At 70.8% G+C, this 24698-nt stretch carries 29 protein-coding genes; 17 read left to right on the forward strand and 12 right to left on the reverse strand.

Annotated elements, in window-relative coordinates; all coding sequences use genetic code 11:
• Positions 1–146: 146 nt before the first annotated feature.
• Entirely contained in the window at positions 147–563 is a 417-nt protein-coding gene (locus ACZ6TI_RS40465; RefSeq protein ID WP_465350561.1) for a MerR family transcriptional regulator, read from the reverse strand.
• A 55-nt stretch (positions 564–618) separates the two neighbouring features.
• On the opposite strand from ACZ6TI_RS40465, the gene ACZ6TI_RS40470 reads away from it, so the two are divergent.
• Together ACZ6TI_RS40470 and ACZ6TI_RS40475 are read left to right on the forward strand one after the other, a co-directional pair.
• On the forward strand, positions 619–1380 hold the full coding sequence (locus ACZ6TI_RS40470) for a methyltransferase domain-containing protein (protein ID WP_465350562.1): 762 nt from the start codon (positions 619–621) through the stop codon (positions 1378–1380).
• Between the two features lie 55 nt (positions 1381–1435).
• Positions 1436–2041 carry a nitroreductase family protein gene (locus ACZ6TI_RS40475; RefSeq protein WP_465350563.1) on the forward strand — a complete coding sequence of 202 codons (606 nt, stop codon included), beginning with the start codon at positions 1436–1438 and terminating at the stop codon, positions 2039–2041.
• 82 nt (positions 2042–2123) lie between these two features.
• Here the strand turns inward: ACZ6TI_RS40475 and ACZ6TI_RS40480 are convergent, their stop codons facing one another.
• The 3 genes from ACZ6TI_RS40480 to ACZ6TI_RS40490 form a co-directional block, all read right to left on the reverse strand.
• Complete coding sequence (locus ACZ6TI_RS40480; RefSeq protein WP_465350564.1) at positions 2124–2564, reverse strand: hypothetical protein; 441 nt, start codon at positions 2562–2564, stop codon at positions 2124–2126.
• A complete protein-coding gene (locus ACZ6TI_RS40485; RefSeq protein WP_465350565.1) occupies positions 2561–4876 on the reverse strand; it encodes an eCIS core domain-containing protein in 2316 nt (771 codons plus the stop codon). Before ACZ6TI_RS40485 ends, ACZ6TI_RS40480 begins: the two co-directional genes overlap by 4 nt.
• 264 nt (positions 4877–5140) lie before the next feature.
• Complete coding sequence (locus tag ACZ6TI_RS40490; RefSeq protein ID WP_465350566.1) at positions 5141–5908, reverse strand: SAM-dependent methyltransferase; 768 nt, start codon at positions 5906–5908, stop codon at positions 5141–5143.
• Positions 5909–5960: 52 nt separating this feature from the next.
• Here ACZ6TI_RS40490 and ACZ6TI_RS40495 point away from each other — a divergent pair, with 52 nt between their 5' ends.
• Genes ACZ6TI_RS40495 through ACZ6TI_RS40505 form a run of 3 tightly spaced genes read left to right on the forward strand, consistent with a single transcriptional unit; the run spans position 5961 to position 9385 of the window.
• The gene (locus ACZ6TI_RS40495; RefSeq protein ID WP_465350567.1) at positions 5961–7319 is read left to right on the forward strand and encodes a hypothetical protein; all 1359 of its coding nucleotides are present in this window, start codon (positions 5961–5963) and stop codon (positions 7317–7319) included.
• A gap of 33 nt (positions 7320–7352) precedes the next feature.
• Complete coding sequence (locus tag ACZ6TI_RS40500) at positions 7353–8207, forward strand: methyltransferase (RefSeq protein WP_465350568.1); 855 nt, start codon at positions 7353–7355, stop codon at positions 8205–8207.
• Complete coding sequence (locus ACZ6TI_RS40505; RefSeq protein WP_465350569.1) at positions 8207–9385, forward strand: hypothetical protein; 1179 nt, start codon at positions 8207–8209, stop codon at positions 9383–9385. Before ACZ6TI_RS40500 ends, ACZ6TI_RS40505 begins: the two co-directional genes overlap by 1 nt.
• Positions 9386–9434: 49 nt before the next feature.
• Here the strand turns inward: ACZ6TI_RS40505 and ACZ6TI_RS40510 are convergent, their stop codons facing one another.
• Genes ACZ6TI_RS40510 through ACZ6TI_RS40520 form a run of 3 tightly spaced genes read right to left on the reverse strand, consistent with a single transcriptional unit; the run spans position 9435 to position 11177 of the window.
• On the reverse strand, positions 9435–10340 hold the full coding sequence (locus ACZ6TI_RS40510; RefSeq protein WP_465350570.1) for a hypothetical protein: 906 nt from the start codon (positions 10338–10340) through the stop codon (positions 9435–9437).
• A complete protein-coding gene (locus tag ACZ6TI_RS40515) occupies positions 10337–10684 on the reverse strand; it encodes a PadR family transcriptional regulator (RefSeq protein ID WP_465350571.1) in 348 nt (115 codons plus the stop codon). Before ACZ6TI_RS40515 ends, ACZ6TI_RS40510 begins: the two co-directional genes overlap by 4 nt.
• Before the next feature lie 31 nt (positions 10685–10715).
• Positions 10716–11177, reverse strand: coding sequence for a MarR family winged helix-turn-helix transcriptional regulator (locus ACZ6TI_RS40520; RefSeq protein WP_465350572.1), 462 nt, complete (start codon positions 11175–11177; stop codon positions 10716–10718).
• A gap of 72 nt (positions 11178–11249) precedes the next feature.
• Here ACZ6TI_RS40520 and ACZ6TI_RS40525 point away from each other — a divergent pair, with 72 nt between their 5' ends.
• Genes ACZ6TI_RS40525 through ACZ6TI_RS40535 form a run of 3 tightly spaced genes read left to right on the forward strand, consistent with a single transcriptional unit; the run spans position 11250 to position 13402 of the window.
• Positions 11250–11918, forward strand: a complete 669-nt coding sequence (locus tag ACZ6TI_RS40525; protein WP_465350573.1) for a maleylpyruvate isomerase family mycothiol-dependent enzyme — start codon at positions 11250–11252, stop codon at positions 11916–11918.
• Positions 11915–12238 carry a hypothetical protein gene (locus ACZ6TI_RS40530; RefSeq protein ID WP_465350574.1) on the forward strand — a complete coding sequence of 108 codons (324 nt, stop codon included), beginning with the start codon at positions 11915–11917 and terminating at the stop codon, positions 12236–12238. Before ACZ6TI_RS40525 ends, ACZ6TI_RS40530 begins: the two co-directional genes overlap by 4 nt.
• 3 nt (positions 12239–12241) lie before the next feature.
• Positions 12242–13402, forward strand: coding sequence for a phosphotransferase (locus ACZ6TI_RS40535; protein WP_465350575.1), 1161 nt, complete (start codon positions 12242–12244; stop codon positions 13400–13402).
• Between the two features lie 20 nt (positions 13403–13422).
• Here ACZ6TI_RS40535 and ACZ6TI_RS40540 read toward each other — a convergent pair whose 3' ends face one another.
• Positions 13423–14133 (reverse strand): endonuclease/exonuclease/phosphatase family protein, encoded by a 711-nt coding sequence (locus ACZ6TI_RS40540; RefSeq protein WP_465350576.1) that lies wholly within the window; start codon positions 14131–14133, stop codon positions 13423–13425.
• Between ACZ6TI_RS40540 and ACZ6TI_RS40545 the strand changes: the two genes are divergently transcribed.
• Entirely contained in the window at positions 14132–14545 is a 414-nt protein-coding gene (locus ACZ6TI_RS40545; RefSeq protein ID WP_465350577.1) for an MmcQ/YjbR family DNA-binding protein, read from the forward strand. The two genes, ACZ6TI_RS40540 and ACZ6TI_RS40545, sit on opposite strands and share 2 nt — an antisense overlap.
• Here ACZ6TI_RS40545 and ACZ6TI_RS40550 read toward each other — a convergent pair.
• Positions 14488–15540 (reverse strand): hypothetical protein, encoded by a 1053-nt coding sequence (locus tag ACZ6TI_RS40550; RefSeq protein ID WP_465350578.1) that lies wholly within the window; start codon positions 15538–15540, stop codon positions 14488–14490. The genes ACZ6TI_RS40545 and ACZ6TI_RS40550 overlap by 58 nt on opposite strands.
• 45 nt (positions 15541–15585) lie before the next feature.
• On the opposite strand from ACZ6TI_RS40550, the gene ACZ6TI_RS40555 reads away from it, so the two are divergent.
• Both ACZ6TI_RS40555 and ACZ6TI_RS40560 read left to right on the forward strand, forming a co-directional pair.
• Positions 15586–16167 carry a TetR/AcrR family transcriptional regulator gene (locus tag ACZ6TI_RS40555; protein ID WP_465350579.1) on the forward strand — a complete coding sequence of 194 codons (582 nt, stop codon included), beginning with the start codon at positions 15586–15588 and terminating at the stop codon, positions 16165–16167.
• 27 nt (positions 16168–16194) lie between these two features.
• On the forward strand, positions 16195–16650 hold the full coding sequence (locus ACZ6TI_RS40560) for a tetratricopeptide repeat protein (protein WP_465350580.1): 456 nt from the start codon (positions 16195–16197) through the stop codon (positions 16648–16650).
• A gap of 39 nt (positions 16651–16689) precedes the next feature.
• Here the strand turns inward: ACZ6TI_RS40560 and ACZ6TI_RS40565 are convergent, their stop codons facing one another.
• Positions 16690–17262 carry a TetR/AcrR family transcriptional regulator gene (locus ACZ6TI_RS40565; protein WP_465350581.1) on the reverse strand — a complete coding sequence of 191 codons (573 nt, stop codon included), beginning with the start codon at positions 17260–17262 and terminating at the stop codon, positions 16690–16692.
• 99 nt (positions 17263–17361) lie between these two features.
• On the opposite strand from ACZ6TI_RS40565, the gene ACZ6TI_RS40570 reads away from it, so the two are divergent.
• The 3 genes from ACZ6TI_RS40570 to ACZ6TI_RS40580 all read left to right on the forward strand — a co-directional run bounded on the left by ACZ6TI_RS40570 (position 17362) and on the right by ACZ6TI_RS40580 (position 20249).
• Positions 17362–17976, forward strand: a complete 615-nt coding sequence (locus tag ACZ6TI_RS40570; protein ID WP_465350582.1) for an SDR family NAD(P)-dependent oxidoreductase — start codon at positions 17362–17364, stop codon at positions 17974–17976.
• The gene (locus ACZ6TI_RS40575) at positions 17973–18686 is read left to right on the forward strand and encodes a copper resistance CopC family protein (protein ID WP_465350583.1); all 714 of its coding nucleotides are present in this window, start codon (positions 17973–17975) and stop codon (positions 18684–18686) included. The genes ACZ6TI_RS40570 and ACZ6TI_RS40575 overlap by 4 nt, the downstream gene beginning before the upstream one ends.
• Before the next feature lie 138 nt (positions 18687–18824).
• A complete protein-coding gene (locus ACZ6TI_RS40580) occupies positions 18825–20249 on the forward strand; it encodes an alpha/beta hydrolase family protein (protein WP_465350584.1) in 1425 nt (474 codons plus the stop codon).
• A gap of 24 nt (positions 20250–20273) precedes the next feature.
• Here ACZ6TI_RS40580 and ACZ6TI_RS40585 read toward each other — a convergent pair whose 3' ends face one another.
• A complete protein-coding gene (locus ACZ6TI_RS40585; RefSeq protein ID WP_465350585.1) occupies positions 20274–20600 on the reverse strand; it encodes an MmyB family transcriptional regulator in 327 nt (108 codons plus the stop codon).
• 35 nt (positions 20601–20635) lie between these two features.
• On the opposite strand from ACZ6TI_RS40585, the gene ACZ6TI_RS40590 reads away from it, so the two are divergent.
• The 3 genes from ACZ6TI_RS40590 to ACZ6TI_RS40600 all read left to right on the forward strand — a co-directional run bounded on the left by ACZ6TI_RS40590 (position 20636) and on the right by ACZ6TI_RS40600 (position 23616).
• Positions 20636–21226, forward strand: coding sequence for an alpha/beta fold hydrolase (locus tag ACZ6TI_RS40590; protein WP_465350586.1), 591 nt, complete (start codon positions 20636–20638; stop codon positions 21224–21226).
• Positions 21163–22581 carry a glycoside hydrolase family 43 protein gene (locus tag ACZ6TI_RS40595; protein WP_465350587.1) on the forward strand — a complete coding sequence of 473 codons (1419 nt, stop codon included), beginning with the start codon at positions 21163–21165 and terminating at the stop codon, positions 22579–22581. The genes ACZ6TI_RS40590 and ACZ6TI_RS40595 overlap by 64 nt, the downstream gene beginning before the upstream one ends.
• Before the next feature lie 93 nt (positions 22582–22674).
• Entirely contained in the window at positions 22675–23616 is a 942-nt protein-coding gene (locus ACZ6TI_RS40600) for an SDR family oxidoreductase (protein ID WP_465350588.1), read from the forward strand.
• Here ACZ6TI_RS40600 and ACZ6TI_RS40605 read toward each other — a convergent pair.
• Positions 23606–24544 carry an LPXTG cell wall anchor domain-containing protein gene (locus tag ACZ6TI_RS40605; protein ID WP_465350589.1) on the reverse strand — a complete coding sequence of 313 codons (939 nt, stop codon included), beginning with the start codon at positions 24542–24544 and terminating at the stop codon, positions 23606–23608. The two genes, ACZ6TI_RS40600 and ACZ6TI_RS40605, sit on opposite strands and share 11 nt — an antisense overlap.
• Between the last annotated feature and the right edge of the window lie 154 nt (positions 24545–24698).

Raw genomic sequence — 24698 nt, forward strand, 5'->3', positions numbered from 1 at the left:
TCCGCACGCCGGCCCGCCCCTTCCAAGTCGATACTTTGCCGCTTACTGTTCCCGATCAACCTGAGGCCAGTATTAGAGCCGTCGCCGCCGTGGTGCCCGCGGGCCGTGCTCTTACGGCGTCACCGACCAACCTCTGCGGAGTGCGCTCAGGGGTGGTCGAGGGCTTTGGCGAGGGGGACGCCGTCGAGGCGGGCGTGAATCATCGATTGGAATTGGGGGCAGGCCCGGTGGTCGTGGTGGCGGCAGCGCAAGCCGTGTTCCAGGAGAGTCTGGGAGAGGGTCAGGCGAGCGAGGCGTTCCCGGACCTGGGCCAGCTGGGCGCGCAGGATGGCGCGGCGGGCCTCGTGGTCGGGGGCGGTGAAGAGGTCGCGTATTTCGTCGAGGGTGAAGCCGGCGTCCTTGCAGACTTGGATCTCAGCGACCCGCGCGAGGTCTGCCTCGCTGTAGACACGGCGGGACGCCACCCGGCGGTCGGGGGCGAGCAGGCCCACCTGCTCCCAGTGGCGCAGCACGTGAGTGGCCACGCCGCAACGGGCCGCCAGCTCGCCGATCGCGTATTCCATCGGACGCCTCCGTAGCGGTTGACTTCAGGTCGACCTTAAGTCGCAGAGTGGGTGAATGACCAAGACGCACAGCGCCCACACCGATTCCGCCACTTTGATCCGGGCGCTCGACGCGGCCGAGAGCATGCCTGGCGCGGTCGCGCTGCGGGAGCGCGGCTACGAGTTGCTGGGATTGAAACCGGACGCGACGGTGGTCGACGTGGGATGTGGGACCGGGTGTGCGGTGGCCGAACTCGTCGAGCGCGGGGCCCGGGCCATCGGGGTGGACCTCGACCCGGCCATGCTGGCAGCGGCGCGCGAGCGGTTTCCCGGCATCGACCTGCGTGCCGCCGACGCCACCGATCTGCCACTGGCGGATGGCGAAGCCCAGGGCTACCGGGCCGACAAGGTTCTCCACATCCTGCCTGAACCGGAGACAGCATTGGCGGAGGCCCGTCGGGTGCTGACCCCGGGCGGGCGGATCGTTCTGGTCGGGCAGGACTGGGACACCATGGTGGTCGACTCCGACCTGGGCGAACTCACCCGGCGGATCATCGTGGCGCGGGCCGACACGATTCCGCACCCGCGCATCGCCCGTTCCTACCGCAACCTGCTGCTCGAAGGTGGATTCACCGACGTCACCTTCGAGGTGCACACCGCGATCCTCACTGACGCCTCGACGCGGTTGCTGCTGGCCATGCACGCGACCGCCGCCCGCGACACCGGCTCGATCACCGCCGCCGAGGCCGAACAGTGGATCGCCGAACAGGACCGTCGGGCCGCCACGGGCCGGCTCATGCTGGCCATCCCCATGTTCCTTGCCGCCGGGTCCCGTTAGCAATCGGCGACCGCGACGCGGCTGATGCCGAGGGTGGCGCGTGTACATTGCCGCAATGGAGTTTCAGGACGTTGTCCGGCGTCGTCGCATGGTTCGCACTTACGATCCGGATCGGCCCGTTCCGCCGGATGTCGTCGACCGCATAGTCGACAATGGCCTGAGGGCACCCTCCGCCGGATTCTCCCAGGGTTGGGGCTTTCTGGTACTCGATAGCGCCGCGGACATCGAGCTTTTCCGAGCCGCCGCGCGTCCCCCGGTGGAGCCTGAGCGATGGTTTGCCGCGAACGTCCAGGCGCCCCTGTTGATCGTTCCGCTCGCTAACAAGGACGCCTACCTCGAACGCTATGCCCAGCCGGACAAGGGCCACACGGATCGTTCCGATGCCTGGTGGCCGGCGCCGTACTGGGACATCGACACGGGCTTCGCCTCGTTGCTGATGCTGCTGACCGCGGTCGACGCCGGCTTGGGAGCCTGCTTCTTCGGCCTTCCCGCCGAGCGGATCGACACGTTCCGCAAGGAGTTCGGAGTGCCGCCGCAGTTCACCCCCATCGGAGCGATCTCCATCGGATACAGCCAAGAGCCTCCCCGTGATCTGCGCGATCGGCGGCGTCCCAAGGATGAGGTGGTACATCGAGGCAGGTGGCAGCAACCGGCAGAGTGACCACTCCGCTGCCGACCCGGGCGGCCATGCACTTGTTCGAATTGATGTTCCGGAGGGGAACGGCCGACGACAGAAGCGGGAGTTACTGCGGTGGCACGCGGATGGCATCCCAGAACGAGCGGTTCCCGCCCGAGATCCGGCTGAACTCGGCGGGCAGTTCCGGCCACGTCGTGCGCACCAGGTTGCGCACGTAGTCGGTCAGCACCTGACGGTGCTCGGCGAACTGGGCGTCCGTCATCACGCCGCGGATCGAGCGCACGTACGTGCCTTCCATCGTTTCGAGCTGGCGTTCCCGGAACCACTGCATCTCCTGGTTCACCGCCGCCCGCTGGCCGGCGTTCGGCGCGAACTCGTCGATGTCGCGCAGGTGGTTGCGGATCTCCTCGACCGACCGCCGGACCACGAACTTGCCCCTGTCCAGCGTGGTCATCGCCGGGCCCGGTGTGTACGGGGTGGCCATCAGCTCGGCGAACGACGCGCCGCTCAGCCGGGCGAACTGCTCGGCGTCGGCGGCGTTGATCACCCGGTTGGGCTGCAGGCGCCCGGCCCTGAGTCGCCCAGGTGGTTCATCTCGTGGAACACGTCCTGTGCGGTGGCCTGCGGGGATACGCCCAGGTGGGCCCGGGTGACGGTCTGCCCGTCGGGTCCGACCACCCGGATGTAGCCGACCTCCGCGGTGGCGCCCCGCCGGGCCACCAGGGTGGCGTCCTCGACCAGCTCGACGCCGAGCCCGGTGAGCTCGCGTTGGATGGCGGCGCGGTTGGGATGGGTGCGGAACGGCTGGGACACCATCTGGTCGGCGCTGAGCACGCCGCCTTCGGCGTCGGTGGCGAGCAGGGTGTACGCCCCCGGCTGCATTTGCCGCGGAGCACCCGGACTGCCGGGTCCGCCCGGCCCACCGGGACCTCCGGGCGCGCCCGGCTCACCGGGACCTCCGGGCCGGCCGCCGCGCCCCGCGATGGCGCCCGCTGCGGCCGCGCCCAGCGCCAGCGCGGCGAGCCCGAAGGCGATCGCGTCGGCCACGACGAGCTGCTGGGCGTTGGCGACGGCGGCGTCGGTGGTCAGCTCCGTGCCCGGCGTCGGCGAGACACCCTGCATCGCCTGGATGTTCTGGTAATCCTTTGCGCTGATCACCAGCGACGCGCCGGCCGCGACTGCCGCCGCGCCCATCAGCGCGACGAGTGTCAGCCCGCCGGTGAAGGGCGCGAACAGGAACGCGAGCTGCTGCACCGATTGCAGCAGCAGCCGGGTCAGCGCCTTCTCGATGTTGTGGCCGATCACGAGGTTGTGCGCCGCCCGGGACGGCAGGCCGGCTTTCCACTTGCCGCCGCCGACGGGGCCCGCGCCCTCGAAGAGCTGATTGACCACCGGGGTGAGGTCGAGCGGGTCGACGCCGTCGGCGTTGTCGAGCTGGCCGGCGGCGCGCGCCATGTCCGCTTCCAGGGTGGTCAGCGACGCGCCCATCCGGGCCCGCGCCTGCGCCGGGCCGGCCTCGGCGGCGAACGACGCGGAGTTCGCGCTCTCGCCGCGCCGCGCCAGCGTGTACGCCGCCGGATACAACGCGGTCAGCAGTGTGATCGCGTCGGCGGCGCGCTGGTACTCCCGGTGCATCGACTCGTAGTCCACCTGGCGGTAGATCAGCGGGAAGCCGTACGGCACGTCGGCCGGCTCCTCCCGCAGCGGCGGGGGAGTGTTCGGGTCGTACTTGACCTGGAATTTCACCCGCCGCCCGGTGGAGTCGCCCTCGACCTCGCCGCCGTCGCCGATACGCCAGCCCACGTGCGTGTCCCGGGCCAGCTCCTGCGCCCGCTGGAGCTGGGCCATCGTGTTCGCCGCGGACTGGAGTTGGCGCAGCTCCTCGTCCTGCTGTGCGGTCGGTGCCGGCGCGTCCGCGCCCGGCTGGCCGGCCGGTATGCCCAGCCGGTCGCGTTCGCCCTTGATCACACCCTGGTTGACGGCCAGGTAGCGCTTGGCGGTGGTGCGCACATCGTCCCGGAAGGCGTCCTGCAGCCCGCCGTACTGCGGCAGCCCGTAGACGTCGACGCCGCGCCCGTTGCACTGGTCCCACAGGTCCAGGTTGGCCGTGGCGAATGCGGCGAAGCGGTCGTCGGGCAGGCTGCCCCACAACCGTTCCAGGGCACGCTCGTCCCGCCAGTTGACCCACGTCTGGCTCAGCGAGAGCCGGATCAGCTTCGCCTTGTCCGGGTCGGACACACCGGAGAAGTCGGTGATGTCGAGCAGGTCGCCGGCCTCGCCGTCAGGGCCGAGCGCGTGGGCTATCGCGTCGCTGTTGCTCCGCGTCGTCTCACCGATCCCGAACAGCCGCCGCACCGGCACCGGCCCGGCGTGCGACACCGGCGCCACGGACGGCGTACCGGTCGGTGTTTCCGCGCTCGCACCGCGCTGCCGGACCGCGGCGTCGGCCGCCGCGGTGGCCGCCCGCTCGTCCCGGTCGGCTGGGTCGCTCACCGCAACCCCGTCAAAACCACGATGGGGTACGCCGGGAGCGGCGTCCCGTTGGGTCGTGTGCGTGACCTCGTGCGCCAGCACGCCGTACCCCGTGGTGCTTTCCGGGTCGTACTCGCCGGCGCCGAAGAACACGTCCGTGCCCGTCGTGAACGCCCGCGCGCCGACGTCCCGCGCCAGCTCGGCGGCGTTCGCGTCGCGGTGGACACGCACGTCGCCGATGGGCGTCCCGAGATCACCGGACAGGTCGGCGCGCAGCCCGTCGGGCAGCGGCTCGCCGCTGCCGAGGCCGGCCCGGATGCGCTGGGCGAGGTCGGGGCCGGTCGACCCGGGCCGGCCGCCGGGCGCGCCGAGAAGCCGTGCCAGCACCCGGTTACCCGCCGGGGCCACGTCGTTCAGCAGCGGCGGCAGCGACGCCGGGGCGGAGCCGGGTTCTCGTACGTTGCCTTGACTGCCTACAGCCTGACGGTTCTCAGCGGACTCGGGGCGGCCGCGCTCCCTGCGCTCCTCGCCACTCACCCTTCCGGTATACGCGCCGGCCCGCGTGATCACAGGCGCTGTTCGGCCAAGTCGGCAAGCCGACAGCCTGCTCCGAAACCGTGGCTCGTGCCGCGATGCCGGTAAACCAGCTGGTCAGGTGCGCTGGGCGAGGACGCGGGTGAAGCCGAGGTTGCGGCCGGTGTCGGCTCGCAGGATGTCCACCTCCCGGGGGATGAGCCGCAAGGCGTCGTCGTTGTCGGTCGTCTCCAGGACGGCTTCGCTCCAGACCAGCCAGTCGCGCCACCCGTCCTCCAGGAAGTCGGCGCGCACGTTGTCGACCACGCCGCTGCGACTCCACAGCCGCTGCCACCAGGCCGGCGAGTGGAAGGTCCAGAAATCCGGGGTCCAGTGCGGCTCGAGGTGCTCCGGCAGCCCGTCGTCCAGCTCCGCGGTCAGCCCCGGCACCACGATGCCGATCTGGCCGCCGGGAGCCAGGAAACGGCTCAGGTAGGACAGGTACAGCTCGTCGGTGCCGAAGTAGTGATAGGCGTCGACGCTGACGATGGCATCGAAGTAGCCCTCCGCGAACGGCAGGTCATGTGCCTCGGCCAGCAACGGCGTGACGAGCCTGCCCTGGCCCGCGGCGTCGATTCTGCGCCAATTCTCGGTGGGCGTGATCCAGAGATCGGCGGCGACGACCTGGACGTCGAACTCCTTGGCCAGGAAGATCGAGGTGATGGCCCTGCCGCAGCCGAGGTCGAGCACGCGGGCGCCCGGGGCGAGGTTGAGCTCGGAGCACAGCCATTCGAGCAGCCAGAGTGCGCTCGGGCCCATCCAGTTGTCGACCATCCACTGGGGGTCGTAGCCGGCGCTCCTCGGGAACCGTGGCAGGTTCAGCCGCTGCCTCAGATCATCGATCATCGGGGAAGGATGGCACCCCCGGCCCCGGAATGCCGCGCATTAATCTCGGCGCATGGCCGTTCTCGAGGTTCACGAAGACCATTTCACGGTCGCCGAGGGTGCGGCGGCGTCCGTGACCGCGCCGCTCGCTGCGCTGGCCGCTCTCGTGCCTCATGCGGAACGGCGCCTGGGCCTGCGGGGGTCCGGCTCGGATCTGGTGGCGCGCTTCGAGGCGTGCGTGCGGGAGCTGGCGAGCCGTGAGAAGAGGGTGGTCAGCAAGATCACCGCGTTGCACGACGACCGGCTCGGCCAGGTGGCCGACTGGTGCACCGATCTGGGCATCGACCACGAGGAGCAGGAACGGTACGGCGGCCGGATCCGGCGCGTTGTTCTGGACCGCCTGCGTCCGGAACCCGGTGAGTACAACCGCACCCTCTACCTCGAGATCGCCGGTTCGGCCCGCCTGCGGTTCCACGAGTCCTATCAGCGTGGCGACGACCAGGCGACGCTCCATACGGCCGAGGCGCCGCTCGCCGAGGCGGAGGATCGGGTCGTCGCGACGTTCCAGGCGCTGGTGGCCGGCGGCGAGTTGGGCGTGCACCTGCCGTTCCGCGAGAGCCGCGACCGTGTGTACCGGCGGTATGCCAAGGCCCGCCGGCTGGGATCGATTCGTCGGCAGGAACTCACCGACCGGGGTGGCGACCTGTCCTTGGCGGTGACCACCACGACGCTGGACGACGATCCCACCATCGAGTTCCAGCAGATGCTGTTCGTCCGTGGCGCCGAGCCGGAGAGGTCGGCCGTCCGGGCGCCGTTGGGTTCGCTGGGTGAGCTCGTCACGTTCCTCGAGCGTCGACTCGGCCGGACGGACGGGCCGCACACCGAGGATGAGCTCTTCGCCTGTTTCGCCGGGCTGATCGGGCGTGGGGAGCTGGGCGTCGCCGCCGGACGGGAGAGCGCCGAGGTGGTGGCGCGATTGTTCGGCGAGGCGGGCGCGCCATATGTGTTGTCCAGCGAGCGGAGACACACGTTGCTGTCGACGTACCGGGAGGCGACGGGCTGTGCCTTCAGCTTGAGCCTGACGGTGGAGATTCAGCGCCGTCCCGGCGCGGCGGTGTCGGTGGGCTTGCTGTTCACGGAGTACTACGACTATTCGTCGAGGCCGGGCGACGCGGGCCGCGAGTACGGCTACTCCGCAAGGCTGGAGCCGTCGCCTGTGGACCGGGTGCTGAGTGGCCTGGAGCGCCGGCTGGGCTCGACGCCGGCGTCGGACGAGCCGGATGAGCGGGTGGTGGCGTGCTTCCGGGCGATGCTCGACAGCGGCGACCTGTCCGCGGCCCGGCCCCTGAAGGAGAACCGGGACCGGGCGGCCGAGGTACTCAAAGCCGTAGGCTCCGTCAAGACCGATTCATCAGTTTGGGTAAACAGCTGAAGGCCGGCCGCAAGGGCCCGGGAGGACGTCGGCATGAGTTCATCGCAACCCTTCGCCGATCTAGGATCCGAGCCGGACGCGACGGCAGGCGGCCCGGATCACCGCTACCTGCTCGACAACGCCCGGGTGCAGGCGGGTGACCGGTTCACCTGGCTGGCCGAGCTGTTCGACGGCGTCACCCGGGGACACTTCGACCGGCTCGGAGTGACGGCGGGCTGGCGCTGCTGGGAGGTCGGCGCCGGAGGCCCCAGCATTCCCCGGGCACTCGCCGCGGCCGTCGGGCCGACCGGTTACGTGCTGGCCACGGACATCAACCCGGCCTGGTTGAACCCCCACGACGGGTACGAGGTGCTCCGGCACGACATCGTCGCGGACCCGCCGCAGCAGCCGGGCACGTTCGACCTGGTGCACGCCCGGCTCGTGCTCGTCCACGTGCCCGACCGGGCCCGGGCGTTGGCGGCGATGGTGGCGGCGCTGCGCCCCGGCGGCTGGCTGGTGATCGAGGACGCCGACACCGAGCTGCAGCCGCTGGCCTGCCTCGACGAGGTCGGCCCGGCACAGCAGCGCGCCAACCGGCTGCGGCGCGCCGTCCGGGAGCTGATGACCCGCCGCGGCGCCGACCTGCGCTACGGCCGTACGCTGCCGCGAGCCTTGCGTACGGCCGGCCTGGTCGATGTCACGGCGTCCGGTTGCTTCCCGGTGGGCGGGGTGGCCTGCGACCGGTTGGAGGCCGCGACCGTGCGCATGGTCCGCGCCGACCTGCTCGCCGCGGGGTTGACCGACGACGCCGAGATCGACGCGCACCTGGCCGCCATCGAGGCCGGCGAGCTCGACCTCACCCTCGCGCCGCTGATCTCGGCGTGGGGACGCCGCTTGGAGGGATCGTGATGAGAGACCCTGGGTGCGACACCCGCCCGGTCCCGGCCCCACCGTTGCCGGGCCGTTGCGACCACGCGGCACAGCCGTCGCTGCTGCGTTCCGGGTGCTATCTGATCGAGTTCGCGATGCGTGGCAACCCGGCCACGGTCCTCGACGGCACGCTGCGCGTCGACGTCACGGCCGACGGGGTGATCGCGAGCGGAGATCTCTACGAACGCCCGCGACTCGACGACGAGATCGCGGGGCCGGCTCCCGATCCGGCGGCCGGGATCCCGATCTTCCCCATCGCCGACTACCGCTGCTATCTGCGTGTCACCGGAGTCGAGGAGTCGGCCGACGGCGTCCGGCTGACGATGGAGGAACATCGATTTCACTCGTCCAGCCTGGAGTTTCTCGACGGTAGTCGGCGCTGGCTCCGCGGCTCGACCTTCACCGTGCTGCTCGCCCTCGACGGGCCGGTGCTGACGGGTGCGCTCGAGGACTCCGCCGGCACACCGTTCTGGCAGGTCACGGCTCGCTGGGTGTCGGCACGCCTGCGCCGGGCGGTGCTGGAGATCGACCGGGTTCGGCTCGCCGAGTCGCCGGAAAGCAGCGGCACCGACGCGACCTGGCAGACGGTCTTCGGCGAGATCGGCTGGGATCTCACCGTGATTCGCAGCCACGATGACGTCACCGAGCCGAGCGGCGAGTCGTGGAGCCGGATCGAAGCGCACGCGATGATGCGTGCCCTGCGCGACCACGGCGATCTCGACGCGGAGTGGCGCTTCCACTGCCTGGCCGTCCGGCGGATGGATCACGGTCTCACCTCGACCGGATGGATGTACGACGAAGTCGATGAGACGAAGGGGGAGGGCTTCATGGTCGCCTCGCACTGGGAGATTCCGGTGGAGCCGCGATGGGGCCGGGCCCAGGGCAGGCGGTTCGGTACTGTCGCGCCGGCCTACTTCCGCACCGCGGTCCATGAGCTGGGACATGCGATGGGCCTGGGGCACCGGACGGGCAACAGCATCATGAACGACACGGGAAGCATCGCCGATCTCGGATTGAGCACGCCCGAGACGCCGTTCCCCGACAACATCGTCATGTCCTTCGCCGCCGGCGACCGGCATCGATTGCGGCACTGGCCCGATCTCGTCGTGCGGCCGGGTTCGCCGTTGAAGGACGGCCTGTCCGCCCCCGTCAGCTGATCCGGCCGGACCACGGGAGCAGGCAGTCGAGCCGCATGCCGGGGCCTGGCTAGATGCGGGCTCGGCGTACCGCGACCGTGGCGCCGACCGCGAGGTCGAGGATCGGCAGGATCGCCAGGATGCCCATGTCGAGCAGGGTCCAGCGCCATTGTGACCAGTCGACCGCGGTCGGCAGGCCGAACGCGGCGCGGTTGACGACGACACCGAAGAAGGCCAGGCCGAAGGTCATCGCGACGCGTTCGTCGATGACGGACCAGAGGATCGCGGCGACCGCGAACACCTGCCACACGGCGCGGCCGGCGGTCTGGAAGGTCGGGTCCTGCGTGAGGCTGCCGTAGGCGTCCAGCGCGACCGACGCCACCGGGATGAGCAGCATCAGGTTGAGTTTCTTCGGCGCCGTGACCGGGCCGCGCCCGATGAGCGGGATCAGCAGCACGACCACGAGCGGCAGTGTCCCGGACGACAATCCCATGGTGTAGTACGGCTCGGTGGCGAAGCGGCTGACGAGGTCGGGGCCGGCCGTCGCGAGCCCGAACGCACCGGCCGTCAGCGCTGCGGCGGATCCGTGCCATCCGCGGAGGACCGCCACGATCGCCAGGACACAGGCCGCGGCGAGGGTGAGATACACCGTGATCAGGACGGCGGGCACACTCAGCCCGTTCCCGGTGTAGGTCGTCTTCCAGACGGCATCGCCCGCGCTTTGGATCAGCAGCATCAGTGCGGCCACGCGCAGCGCCGCCCGCCCGGACTGCCCGACGGTCCGGCGCTCGGTCGAGCCGGCCCGGACCCGCATCGCGCCGACGATCAGCGCCCAGACCTCACGCCACTGCGGTCGCCGCCGGCCGGCCGGTGCCCCCTCCATCAACACGGCGAGCATCTCGGCGCCCCGGGTCTGCCGGTACGCGGCCGGGTAGAGGCGCAGCAGGCGGCCGTACCGTCGCTCCAGCTCGCTCATGCCAGACCCGCCGCCGGTCGCGGGGCCACCGAGCGGGCCGCGCGGTCGGTCACGACTCGGGCCGCGGCGGCCATCGCGTCGGCCTCCGCCCGCAGCGCGGCGGCACCGTCCGGGGTGAGCGCGTAGTAGCGCCGGGCGCGGCCGTTGACGATCTCCTCGTGGGTGGACACCACGTATCCCTCGCTGCTGAGGCGGTCGAGCGCGGCATAGAGGGTGCCGGTCGCGAGGCGGATGCGCCCCTGCGACAGCTCGCCGGCCCGGTTGACGATCGCGTAGCCGTGCAGTGGCTCGTCCTGCAACGCGGCCAGGATGAAGAAGGTCGGCTCTCGCATGCGAACGGTCATGTCGCGAACATATGACGACCAACTACATATGTCAACGGTGGGGGTCGGTGATCTCGCGGAGCCGCGTGAGGATCTGGTGCAACTGTGCGGTGGCTCGTTTGCCCAGGTGGCGGGTCCACTCGTCCTGGACGGTCACCTCGGTGCGGCGGGCCACCTGCTGTGCGGCCAGGCCGCGCTCGGCGAAGGTGACCAGGCGGGCGCGGGCGTCGGCCGGGTCGGGGGCGCGGCGGACATAGCCGGCGCGTTCGAGCTGGTCGACCATGAACGTGACGGTCTGCTTGGTGACGCGGGCCTGCTCGGCGAGATCGGTGAGCCGGGTGCCCTTGGCGCCCACTCGGGCCAGGACGCGCGCCTGCGCCACGGTGATGTCGTCGAAGCCGGCCACCGCGAGGTCGGCGAGAACCCGGTCCTCCATGGCGCGCTGGACGATGAAGCACAGCAGCCCGATGTTGAGTGGTCCGGCGTCGGCCGGGGCGCTGATCGGGTCCGGCATGCGCGTACTCCTTGACAGTAGTCAGTTATTCGAATAATTCTAGTACTATCTTCGAACTAAAGGGAGAGCGCCATGGAGATGGATGCCGTGTGGCGTGCGATCGATCACGAGCGCAGCCGATTAGCCGACCTGATGGATGATCTCAGCGGATCCGAGTGGAGCACGCCGTCGCTGTGCAGGGATTGGACGGTGCGCGAGGTCGCCGCGCATCTGACGCTGGCACACACCGGGCCGCTCTCCGCGACGGTCTCCCTGATCCGTGCCGGTGGCAGCTTCAACCGGATGGTCCGGGACACCGCGATCAGGCAGGCCTGCCTGCCGGTGGAGCAATACCCGAGACTGCTGCGCGGCATGGTCGGCTCCCGCCGCACCGCGCCGTTCCTCAGCGGCCTCGAGCCCCTGATCGACGTGCTGTGTCACGGCCAGGACATCGCCCGTCCGATCGGGCGGCACCATCCGATGCCGGCCGACGCTGCCGTGGCGGCGGCCGCGCACATCTGGGCGCGGTCGTTCCCGTTCCAGGCGCAGCGCCGGCTGCGGGGCTTCGAGCTGTCGGCGACCGATGCGCCGTGGCGGGTGGGCGCCGGTGCCCGGGTGGAAGGGCCGATCTCGGCGCTGCTGTTGCTGGTGTCCGGCCGCCCGGCCGCCCTGACCGATCTGCACGGACCCGGCGTGGCGAGACTCGCGGACACCTTCCCGGCCACCGCCGGTCCGGCCCGCCCGAGCAGGGAGCGATCATGATCTACTACGCCCAGGTGGTCGATGTGCCCGAGCCCATCGACGTCTACGACGCCACCCACGCCGAGCTGCTGCGACGCACCGGCGGGAAGGTCGACGGGCTCATCGTGCATCTGTGCCGCCCCACCGAGAGCGGCTTCCAGGTGTTCGAGGTGTGGACCGACCGGGCCTCCTGCGAGCGCGCCGAACGTGAGTTAGTCGCGCCGATCCTCGCCGAGCATGCCGCGGCCGCGGCGTCCCCCGGTGCGGCGTTCGTTCCGCCGGGCGTCGAAGAGTTCGTCGTCCGCGGACTGGTGGTCCCCGGCAGCGGCATCGCGGCCTGAGCCGTGCGGGGGATCACCGGCGACGAAGCGGGCCTGGTCGGGCTCGGCTTGGGCCTACGGCCGGTGGCCCGGCTCGAGGAGATGGTGGCGGCGCAGCTGGGCCGTCACCGGGTGCGGGTGCTGGCCATCCGGGTGCAAGACCACCCGTACGATCGGCCGGCCCTGACGACCGCGGCCCGGCACCTGGTTTGCGGCACCGCGGCCGATGAGGCCGGCCAGACCTACGACTACGCCTTCTTCGTCAAACTCGTACGCTCGTGGATCCGGTCACCGCTGTCCGCGGCGGTGCCCGAGCCGCTGCGGTCGCAACTCGCGCCGCTGATGCCCTGGCGGACCGAGCCGGACATCTACCGGAGCGATCTGTGCCGGTGTCTTCCCGCCGGGCTGCGCCTTCCGCACGCCTACCAGGTCAGCGACCTGGACGACGAGACGGCGGCCATCTGGCTCGACCGCGTGCCGGTGCGCCGGGGCGGGTGGACCGTCGAGCGGCACCGGCGCGCGGCCCGTCTGCTCGGGCGGCTCGCGGCCAGCCGATCCGTCGCTCCCTTCGCGGCCGACGTCCCCGCCGGCCGGACCGCGCGGCGGTTCGCGGAGCACTGGCTGGCGGTGAACATCGTCCCGGCCCTGTCCGCGGACGAACTCTGGCGGCAACCGCTCATCGCCGCGACGTTCGACGAGCAGTTGCGACGCCGGATCGTACGGGCGGCGGCCGCCCTGCCCGCCCTGGTCGATGAGCTGGAGTCCCTTCCCACCCTGACCGCGCACGGTGACGCCTGCACCGACAACCTGCTCCGCACCCGGTGCGACGACGACATCGTCCTGATCGACTTCGGTTTCTGGGGCACCGCACCCGTCGGTTTCGACCTCGGCCAACTCCTGCTGGGCGACATCCAGCTCGGGCGGCGGCCCGCCCACACCTTCCCGGACCTGGCGGAGGCGTGCCTGCCGGCGTACGTCCAAGGTTTGCGCGACGAAGGCTGCGCCGTCCCGATCCACCAGGTCCGGCGGGCGCACGCCATCGCCACGACGATCTTCCACGCCGTCCCGTCGATCCCCTACGAGCACCACGCCGCCGAGGCGACACCGGAGCTGCATGCCCTGTTCGCGAACCGGGCCGGCATGGCTCGGCACCTGCTCGATCTCCTCGACGCCACCGTGCGGTGAGCAGGCCCTCGGCCGGCCCTTCACTCCTGGCTCGGCCCTCGCTGCCAGCGGAGGCTGACCGTGACGCCGGCATGGTCGGAGGTGTAGCGCGGCGGTGCCGCCCGGAACGGTTCGGCGCCGACGACAACGGCCTGCCTCGCCGACGCCTGGCCGCGGAGCAGCACGAGATCGATCCTCGACGTCAGCTGCGGGGCGGGGTTGGCGAGCGCGGCGTCCTGGCAACAGGTGTAACCGGGTGTCGCTTCGGTCCAGGCGTCGGTGAATCGCTCGGTCAGCAACCGGTAGGTGTCGGTGGTCGTGCCGTCGGCGGCGGAGTTGAAGTCACCGGCCGCGATCACCGTCCCGGGGCGACCAGCGGAATCGGGCCCACGTCGGTGCCGGCGGACATGGCCGCGACGGTGTACTGCAGGCCGCGCCGGGTCAGCGCCTGCCGCAGGATGGCAGGAAGTCCAGCGAGGGTTGGTCCCGGGCCCGGTGGTCGTCCAGGTGGTCACCTCCTGGAGTCCGACGATGCCGGGCGTCGAATCCTGGATCTCGTCGGCCAGGCCCTCGGCTCGCGCCGCGAAGTCCGTCGCTCGCACCTGGGCGTTGATCGCGGCCACCGCGGCGAGCAGGCCCGGCGCGTCCTGGGCGGCCAGCGCCGGCGGCGCGGCCGCGTCCTCGCACTGCAACCGAGACCAGATGTCGGCGGATTCGGCTAGTGCTCGAACAACGGTACTGTCAGAGCCCATGTCCGTTCCCGGAGACGTGCGACCCGAGATCCTGGCCCGGCTGCGACCGATCTGCCGGGCACTCCCGGAGACCTATGAAGAGCCGGCCTGGATCGGCGTCCGGTGGCGGATCCGTAAGCGGACCATCGCGCATGTCTATCCGGCCGATCCTGAGCGGAGTCTCTCCTACCCTCGGCAGCTGGTTGCCGGGGAGTCGCCCACCCTGATGACCTTTCGCGTGGCCGCTGATGATCTGCTCGGGCTGATCGGTGGTGGCTTTCCGTTCTTTCGCGCGGGCTGGGGGCGCAACGTCGTCGGCGCCTTCCTCGGTGACCACACCGATTGGGCCGAGATCGCCGAGCTTCTCGCCGGCAGCTACTGCGAAATGGCCCCGAAGTTTCTCGCCGACCGCGTCTCGCTCCCGCCGGCCTGAGCCGCACGCGTGCGGCCGTATTCGGCCAGGGCGTGAAACGCCGCCTTCGGTGTCCAGGAGCCGTCCGGCATGACCCGCACGATGCCGCGTGCGGCCAGGTCGAAGTCCCGGTCCGGGTCGTCGGTCGTCGGCAGGTGCCGGTTCGCGAAGGTGTACACGAACGCCGCTTCCACGCCGCCGGCTTCGTAGTCGCGCAGCAGGTCCAGGATGTAGCGGGCCTGGCCCTCCTCGTCACGCTCCAGGGCCGCGGTCAGCGTCGCGGCGCGGCCCTGTTCGTCGTAGGTCACCGGCTCGGGCCCGCCCGCGACCTCCGCCGCGCCGCGGAATGTGCAGCAACCGAACTCGGTCGCCGCGTACGGCTTGCCCTGGCCCACCGCGGCCGCCAACGACTGCGGGAACGCCGCCGCGTTGGTCGCGTCGCGATAGCCGGCGTCGCTCGCGATGATGTCGAACGACGACCAGTCGATGTCCTCCAGCGGGATCGAGGCGTACCCGATGGGGCCCTTGAATCGGTCGCGCACCGCGGGGACCGCCTCGACGAGGAACTCGCGCACCGCGGCGCGCGCGGCCGGGACGGCCTCTCGCATCCGCAACGGATCGGTGAACAGCGCCATCCGCTCGGCCAGGTCTCGGCCGGGCAGGAAGCCCTCGGTGAACATCGAGATCTCGGAGCCCGTCAGGTAGACCACCGCCGCGCCGGTGCGCCGCAGCCGCTCGGCACGCTCGGCGCCGTCGAGCACGAACGCCATGAGTTCGGCGCGGTCGAGGCCGTTGGTGAACGGGCAGTACCAGACCTCCAGGCCGGCCTCGGCGGCGAAGCGCGCGGCCACCTCGAGGCGGTCCTGGATCCCGCCGGTGATGCGCACCGCGTCGCAGTGCAGTTCGTCCCGGATGACACGCAGGTCCTGCCGCACGGTCTGCGGATCGAACGGCTCGTGTGTGGTGGATCCGGCGCTCACGAAGCCGGTGTCGTAGTTCAGGCCGAAGACGCGCATCGAAGACCTCCCCATTCGTAAGGTACGCGACGTACCGTAGACGACATGGGCACGAGGCGCCGTGGTGCGGAGTTGGAGCGGGTGATCCTGCACGCGGCGGCGGAGGAGCTGCGGGAGTCCGGCTATGGCGGCATGACCATGGACCGGGTCGCCGCCCGGGCGGGCACCAACAAGAACGCCATCTATCGGCGGTGGCCGCATCGGGCGGCGCTGGGGATCGCGGCCTATCGCCATCTCTCCGACGCCGTGCTGCCGAACCCGGACACCGGCACCCTGCGCGGCGACGCCCTCGCGATGCTGCGGCTGGCGAACGACACCTGGTCGTCGCCGCACGGGGCGGTCCTGCGCAGCCTGCTCGCGGCCGCGGCGGACGACCCGCAGCTGCTCGGCCTCATGCGTGAGCGGTCCGGCGTGGACACGATGGACCGCGCCTGGCTGAGCATGCTCGACCGGGCGGCCGGCCGGGGTGAGGCGCCGGCGGCGGCCGCGCACCCGCGGGTCGCGAGCACGCCGATGATGTTGCTCCGCGGCGAATACGCGATGCGCGGCATCCCGTCCGTTCCCGACGACGTGCTGATCGAGATCGTCGACGAGGTGTTCCTTCCCCTCGTGCGCGGCCGAGGCTGAGGTGAGCGACAGGTGATCGATCAGACGATGGCCCGCATCGCGCAGGGCGTGGACCTGCACCATCGGCAGGGCGAGCGGGAAGCCGCCCGGCTCCTGTTCGCGGAGATCTGGGATGAGATCGGCGGCGAGCAGGGCGATCCGCTGCACGTCTGCGTCCTCGCGCACTCGATGGCCGACGTGCAGGACGATGTCCGGCAGGAACTGCTCTGGGATCTGCGGGCGCTCGCCGCGGTTGAACTGCTCACCGACGATCGGGTCGCGCAGGCCGGGGTGAATCTCTCCGTGGCCGGCCTCCATCCGTCGCTGCACCTCAACCTGGGTGATTGCTATCGCAGGCTCGGCGATCTCGATCGGGCCCGCGAGCACCTGAGGCGGGCGCGCGCGGGGATGGGCGCGCTCGGCGACGACTGGTACGGCCGGTTGGTCAAGGATGGCCTCGAGCGGCTGACGGACGCGCTGGACTCCCTACCGCGGTGGCGCTGACGATCTCCTGCAGTGCGGCGGCCAGGTAACCGTCGGGATCTAGCCGGCGGGGATCATGTCGAGCAGCGTGTCGATCAGCTCCTCGGCGGTGAGCCCCCACTTCTTGTCGGCGAGCTGGTTGCTCGCCTCCATGCCGGCGATCCCGTCCGCGCTCGCGAAGAGCAACGCTCCGTAACGCCGCGCGTCCGGCTCGCCGACCAGCCGGGCGACGATTGCCAGGAACTCGTTCTGGCTGCGCTCGGCGGCACGGGCCAGGGCGGTCGGATCGCCCGCCGGATTGCTGAACATCAGCTGGTACAGATGCGGCTGGGCGCGACCCAGGCCGATCAGCCCGAGGAGCAGGCCACGCAGCTGGTCGGTGGGGGACAGGCCGGCATCCGTACGCAAGGCCTCCGCCTGATCGCCGAGCCGGTCCCAGGCGCGCGTGCCGATCGCGATCAGCAGGCTCTCCTTGTCCGCGAAGTGCCCGTAGGGCGCGCCGCGGGTCACGCCGGCGCGCGCGGCCACCGCACGCAGCGTCACCGCCTCGACGCCTCCATGATCGAGCAGCTCGGCCGCCGCTTCGAGCAGGGCGCGACGGGTGGCGGCGGCGGATTCGGCGCGGCTGGGCATGGCGTCATGCTACCGGCCTTCGGATGACAATGTCACGCGACTCACTTGACAGCGTCACATGAATGCGCCAGGCTCGTTCGCATGACAACGTCACATGACATGCCAGAGCTTGTGATCGTGACCGGCGCTTCGACCGGGATGGGCGCGGCCACCGCCAAGGAGTTGGCCCGCCAGGGATTCCACGTCCTCGCCGCCGTCGTCCAGGCATTCCTGCCCGCGCTGCTGCGCAGCTCGGGCCGCGTGGTCAACATCAGTTCGGTGAACGGCAGGCTGTCGATGGCCGGTTATGGGGCGTACGCGAGCAGCAAGTTCGCGCTGGAGGCGATGAGCGACGCGCTGCGTCAGGAGCTGGCGCCGCACGGCGTGCCGGTGGTGGTGGTCGAACCGGGCGGCGTCCGGACCGCGATGTCCGGCCACGGCCTGTCGAGTCTGAGCCGCCTCGAAGCCGGGATGACCGCCGACCAGAACGCCCGCTACGGCGGCCTGATGCGCGCCCTGCCCGCGCACGTCGCCGCGTTCACCGAGGCCGGGGTGACCGCCGACGAGGCGGCCCGGCGGATCGCGAAGGCGGTGACCGACCGCAGGCCCCGCATCCGTTACACGATCGGCCGGACCGCGGCCCTGCTGATCCGCCTCGCAAGCACTACCCGACCCGGACCGAGATCGACTCACGTCTGTCCACCCCGGGCGGAGCGGGATAACCTGCGGCGGTGAGTCGTTCGAGCGCCTGCCGTGTCCTCGCCGTCGTGCTCGCGGGCCTGCTCGCCGGGGCGCTGGCCGGGCCGTCGCCGGTGCTGGCCCACGGCACCCTCGCGGCCAGCACGCCGGCGAACGGCAGCACGGTCACCGACCGGGTCGACGCGGTCTCGTTGACGTTCACCGAGAAGCCCGCGCCGTTCGCGCACTTCACGATCACCGCGCCGACCGGCGTACGCGTCGACGCCGGCTGGTCGAACGCCGAGCCGGTCCGGCTCGCCAAGCCGGTCCGCGAGTTTCAGCTCAAGGACGGCAAGTGGGAGCCGCTGCTCTACGACACCGGCTTCCCGGTCACGGTGAAGCTGGCGCATCTGCCGGCCGCCGGCCAATACCTGGTGACCTATCACAACGTGGCGTCCGACGGGGACGCGGTGAAGGGCGAGATCCGGTTCACCTACCGCGGCATCGCGGCCCCGGCGCCGCCCGGCTGGCAGGCGCCGACCGATCAGCCGAAACCGGAACTGCTGGCCGCCGCGGCCCGCCCGGAGGCCAGTGCGCCGCCGCAGTCGCAACCGTCGCCGTCGCCGGTGCAGGCGACGACGCCGGTGCTGGTGCTGGAGGAGGGCCGGGGGCCGTGGGCCTGGCTGGTGCCGGTGCTGCTGGTCGCCGCCGCGGTGCTCAGCTACCTGTTGCTCGCGCCGCAGCTCAAACGCCGATCCCGCAGGTGACCCGGGCCTGAGGGAATCGCCATGTGGCCATGGCGCCGGCCGGACTCGGCACGGGGCATCGGCGAAATCGCCGGCCTGGATGCCCGGCCCTTGACACCGGATCGGCCGCGGACTGCACTCGGCGGGAGGGGAGTTCACATGAGTCGATCCCGTTCCGGCCAGCTCGTCGCGGCTGCCGGTCTGCTTGCCGTGTTGTTCGTCGCGCCGGCGCCCGCTCGGGCAGCCGAGCCGGTCACCTGTCCACTGCCGCCGGTGCCGAGCACCACGCAGCCCGGCTACACCGTCGCCGATCCCCGGTGCGAGGTGACCGGGGCGCCGTTCGTGCCGCTGACCGATGCGGCCGGCGCGCCGATCAGCACCGTGCACACCGGAATCGCCGACGGCGCCGCCTATCGCATCGAGAAGCCGCTGGCCTGGAACGGCGAACTCGTCATCTATGCCCACGGTTATCGCGGCCAGGGCACCACGGTCTATGTCGACAACCCGGGCGCACTGCGCGCGCACTACGTCGCCCGGGGTTTCGCGTGGGCCGCCTCCAGCTATCAGACCAACGGGTACGACGTCGGTCAGGGCGTGCGCGACTCCCAGGCGCTGATCGGGAGATTCGCCGCGGTCACCGGCATCGCCGCGAAGAGCGTCTACCTGACCGGCGCCTCGATGGGCGGGCACGTCACCGCGGTCGCGGTCGAGAAATTCCGGAGAACGTTCGCCGGGGCCATGCCGTATTGCGGACCCATCGGCGACACCGCGCTCTACGACTATTTCCTCGACGCCAATGTCACCGCCGCGGCGCTGACCGGCAATCCGATCACTTTCCCGGCCGAAGAGGCGACATTTCGGGAGAGCGTCAAACAGCGACTGCCGCTGCTCGGCGCCAATCTCGGTGTGGGCACCACCCCGACCTTCACGCCGCTGGGAGTGACCTGGGGCGAGGCGATCGAGCGGCGTTCCGGTGGCGACCGGCCCGGTTTCGGCAGTGCCTGGGCATTCTGGAACTCCCGGCCCGGCCTGGCTCCCAACACCGACGTGCCGTTCCTGTTCGGCGTCTATCCGGGATTGTCCGGCGGCACCGCCGGAATCGCCCGCGGCAACGTCACCGACAATTCCCGCACGCTCTATCAGCTCGACGACGAATGGTGGCTGAGCCGGGCCGAAATCAAGATCAACAGAGACGTTCTCCGGGTACGCCGGACGGCTTCCGCCAGCAACGATCTCACCGGCATCCCGGCCGTCAAGGGTGATCCGCGCATTCCGGTGCTGTCCCTGCACACCATCGGCGACCTGTTCGTGCCGCTGTCGATGGAGCAGATCTATGCCCGCGAGGTGGCCGCGCACCGGCAGTCGAGGCTGCTCGTCAGCCGGGCGATCCGGGCCGTGGGCCATTGCGAGTTCACCCCGGCCGAATTGCAGGCGGGATTCGACGACCTGGTGCGCTGGGTGCGCAGCGGCAAGCGGCCGGCCGGCGACGACCTCCTGAACCGGCGAAAGGTCGCCCGGCCAGATTTCGGCTGCCGGTTCACGATCGGCGTGCGGCCCACCTTCGTCGCCCCGGCCTGTCCCTAGATCATCGCCTGCGCCGGCCGGCCCCTAGATCGTTGCCAGCGCCGCACGGGTCGCCTCGTCCGCCGGCACCAGGATGCGCAGTCGCAGCGCCGGCCGGTGGACGGGGCGCGCCTGGGTCTGCAGCAGGCTCAGCGTTCCCAGCATGGCGTGCCCGATCGTCTTGCGGGACGGCTCCAGCACGCTCACCTCGTGCTCCGACCACCACTCGCGGAACAGGTCGCTCAGCCCGGACAGTTCGTCGACCAGCGCGGCGAACCCCGGGTCACCGGCGTGCCGGGCGTGCTCGGCCCGGAAGTCGAGCAGGTTCGCCCGCGCCGCCGCCCGCCACGGCCCGGCGGTCGTGTCCCACATGATCCAGAGGTCGAGTATTCGGCAACGCTGGGGGCATGACCATCACCACCGAGGTTCCCGGCATCGGCGCGGTGCCGGTGACCGTGCGGATCCACGACCGCGTCGACACGTTCCTGCTGCTGCACGGCGGAGCCGGCGTTGCCTCGGTCGCCGGGTTCGGAGACCGGCTGGCCGCCCGCCGGCGCACCCGGGTGATCATGCCGACCCACCCTGGCTTCGGTGGCACCCCACGGCCGGACCGGATGCGCGGCATCGGAGACCTGGCCCGGCTCTACGCGGCGCTGCTGGACGAACTGGACGCGCGGCACGTCACCGTGATCGGCAACTCGGTCGGCGGCTGGATCGCCGCCGAGCTCGCGCTGCTGGGCAGCCCGCGGGTCAGCGGCGCGATCCTGGTCGGCGCGGTCGGTCTCGACGTGCCCGGCGCGCCGGTCGCCGACGTGACGGCGCCGGGCACCTGCCGCAGATCGAGACCCCGGAACAGCTGGTCGACGCGATTTGAAGGCGATCACGTCCGCACAATACTTCTCTTAATTCAACATCTTCGATGTATCGTGTCCGCATGCCCCGACTGCGCCGGTGGACAGCGATCATCACCGCCCTCACCCTGGTCCTCTCCGGCCTGACGGCCACCACCCCGGCGCTCGCCGCGGCCGGCACCTTCCGCAACCCGGTCGGCACCGGGCCGGACCCGTTCATGACCTATTTCAACGGGAACTACTACCTGCTCATGACCGAGGGCGACGCGATACGGATCCGTCGCTCGCGCAGTGTGGCGACGCTGCTGACCGCGCCGGCCATCCAGGTCTGGCGCGACACCGACCCGTCGCGCAACCAGCACGTCTGGGCGCCGGAGCTCTACCGGGTGAACAACCGCTGGTACCTCTACTACACCGCGGACAACGGCGTGGACGAGAACCACCGGCTGTTCGTGCTGGAGTCGGCCGGTGACGACCCGGCCGGGCCGTACAGTTTCAAGGCTCGTCTGGTGCCGCCCAACCGGGACGTGTTCGCCATCGACGCCGGGCTCATGCGGCACAACGGGCGGCTCTATCTGATGTGGAGCGGGCTGAACGAGTTCCAGCACAACGGCATCAACATCGCGCCGCTGTCGAACCCGTGGACCGTGTCCGGGAACGCGGTGTCGCTGAATGCGGCCGGGCACTGCCCGGAGGTGCGTGAGGGGCCGGCGTTCCTCTATCGGGGCGGGCGCACCTGGATGACCTATTCGGTCTGCGACACCGGCAAGCCGGACTACGGACTGTGGATGATGAGCGTGGCGTCCGGCGCGGACCCGCTCAACCGGGCCAGCTGGCAGCAGCACAACGGCGCTCTCTTCGCGCGGCAGGACGCCCGCGGGGTGTTCGGGCCCGGCCACCACGGCTTCTTCACCAGCCCGGACGGCACCGAGACCTGGATCGTCTACCACGCGAAGACCACCAGCGTCTTCACATACAGCAACCGCACCACCCGGGTGCAGCGGATCGGCTTCAGCGTGGACGGGAGCCCGAACCTCGGGCAGCCGCTGGCCATCGGCGCCACCCAGGACCTGCCGGCCGGTGATCCGGGACCGTCCACCGGCTGGATCAACAACGACGGCCGGTCCTCGGGTGGTGGCGCTCTCGCCTATGCCGGCGTCTGGAATTCCGGCACCGGCTGCGCCGCGGCCTGTTTCTGGGGCGACGACCACTGGACGAACCAGGCCGGCGCGACCGCGACGTTCACCTTCACCGGCACCCGGCTGGCGCTGCTCTCGGTGCGCGACACCGGCAACGGCATCGCCGCGATCCGCGTCGACAACGGCGCCGAGCAACGGATCGACATGTACGGCGCGATCCGGGTGGGCGAAGCGGTGAACTACCTGAGCCCGCGACTCGCCCACGGCACGCACACCGTCCGGGTGCGGGTGACCGGCGAGAAGAGCGCGGCCGCGGGCGCCGCCTTCGTCAGCATCGACCGGGCCGAGTTCTGGACGAACTGACTGTTCAGCCTCGGATCAGCAGGCCGTGGATAACGCAACGCCGCGCAACGCATCCTGAGATCGTCACAACAGGTCGAGCGATGGAGTCAGCGGATGCCACGAACACAACCGGACATCACCGTACCCAGCCTCAGCGGCAGGCGGGCCGTCGTCACCGGCGCCAGTGACGGTGTCGGCCTGGTGCTGGCGACCCGCCTCGCCGCGGCCGGCGCCGAGGTCGTCATGCCCGTCCGCAACACCAGCAAGGGCGAAGCCGCGATCGCGCGGATCAAGCAGCGGCATCCGGGTGCGGCCGTGACCCTGCGCGAGCTCGACCTGAGCTCGCTGGAGTCGGTGGCCGCGCTCGGCGTCGACCTGCTCAGCGAGGACCGCCCGATCCACCTGCTGATCAACAACGCCGGCGTGATGACTCCGCCCGACAGGCAGACCACCGCCGACGGGTACGAGCTCCAATGGGGCACCAACCACCTCGGCCACTTCGCGCTCGTGGCCCACCTGATGCCGCTGCTCCGGGCCGGCCGCGCACGCGTGACCACTCAGCTCAGCGTCTCGGCCAACCAGAACGCGATCAACTGGGACGACCTGAACTGGGAGCGCTCGTACGACGGGCGGCGGGCGTACAGCCAATCCAAGATCGCGCTCGGGCTCTTCGGCCTCGAACTGAGCCGGCGCAGCCAGGCCGGCGGCTGGGGCGTCACCAGCAACATCTGCCACCCGGGCATCGCCCCGACGAACCTGCTCGCCGCCCGCACCGAGCTCGGCCGGGACAAGGACACCATCGGCGTGCGCATCATCCGGATGATGTCCGCCCGCGGCATCCTGGCCGGCACCGTGGAGACGGCGGCGCTGCCGGCTCTCTATGCGGCGACACTGCCGGAGGGCCGGGACGCCGGCTTCTACGGGCCGAGCGGTCCCGGGCATCTGAGCGGCCCGCCCGCGGAGCAGAAGCTGTACTCCCGCCTCGGCAGCGCGGACGAGGCCAAGCGCGTCTGGCAGGTCTCCGAAGAACTGACGAGGGTGACGATCAGGCGGTGAACCGCATCCTGCGGCGGCGGGCGATCGCGAAGAGGACCGCGCCGGAGGCGAGCAGCAGGGCAGCGAGGCCGGCGACGGTCCCGGCCGCCGCGCCGGTCACGGGCAGACTCTCACCGTTGCCGCCGGCGGCACCACCACCAGTGTTGCCGGCCGGCTTGGAGCATTCGGGAAACGGCGTGTAGGTGTAGGTGTGCGGCTTGCGGGTGTCTTCGCCGAACTGGCCGGGCGCGGGAAAGCCTTCGGGCGTGATGTGCACGATGAAGCCGGCCGGCTCCCGGAAAGACCTGGTCTTCCTCTCGCCCGGCTTGGCGACCAGAGTGAACTGCTCACCTTTGCTGGTCTTTACGTGCAGCTTTACCGTGTCGGGAAACTTCGCCGGGTTTTCCAGGCCGACGATGAACTGCCAGCAGGTGGACTGGCCGAAGTGATTCGGCACCGGGACCCCGTCGGGCCGCGTCGGTGGCTTCCAGGTGCAGTCGGTCGGCGCTTCAGCCTTCGCCTGAACCTGTTTGGTGTCCCCGTCGTTCCAGGTCAGCGTGAAACTGAGGCGCGCGCTCCGGTAGTTCGGGACATAGGAGAGGACCTCGGTGACGGCGGTGTCACCGCTGACCTTCGCGCCTTCGACGAAAGTCGTCGTCTGCGGACCGTGGGTCGGGGGTCCGCCTGGTTCCACATGGAGCTCCACCCCCGCCGAAGGCCGCCCGATCACCCCTTCGGCGCCGTCCGTCTCCGCCGTCGTCAGCTCCCAGGCGACCTCCCAACCGTCCGCCGTGCACGAAACGGTCGCGGTCAGCTCCCCGGTCGCAGCCTGCGCGGGCGAGACGACGGCCAGCCCGAGGACGGCGCCGGCCAGAACAGCGGCGGTGCGGCGAAGCTGGTTTCTCGAGGTCACCGGCGGACCGTAGCCACTTCTGGAGATCGACTCCATGGCCCGAACCGCTGAGCGTTAATTGAGTTTCGGCCGCCGCGGAAGTCGCTAAACTGCCCGTACCCGTCTGAAGTGAGCGAAGGAGACCGTCGTGCGTGACCGCACCGCCGTCGTCTTCTCGCCGCTGCGCGAGCTGATCAAGGTGTCTTCGCTG

Source organism: Actinoplanes sp. NPDC051388 (assembly GCF_055586225.1).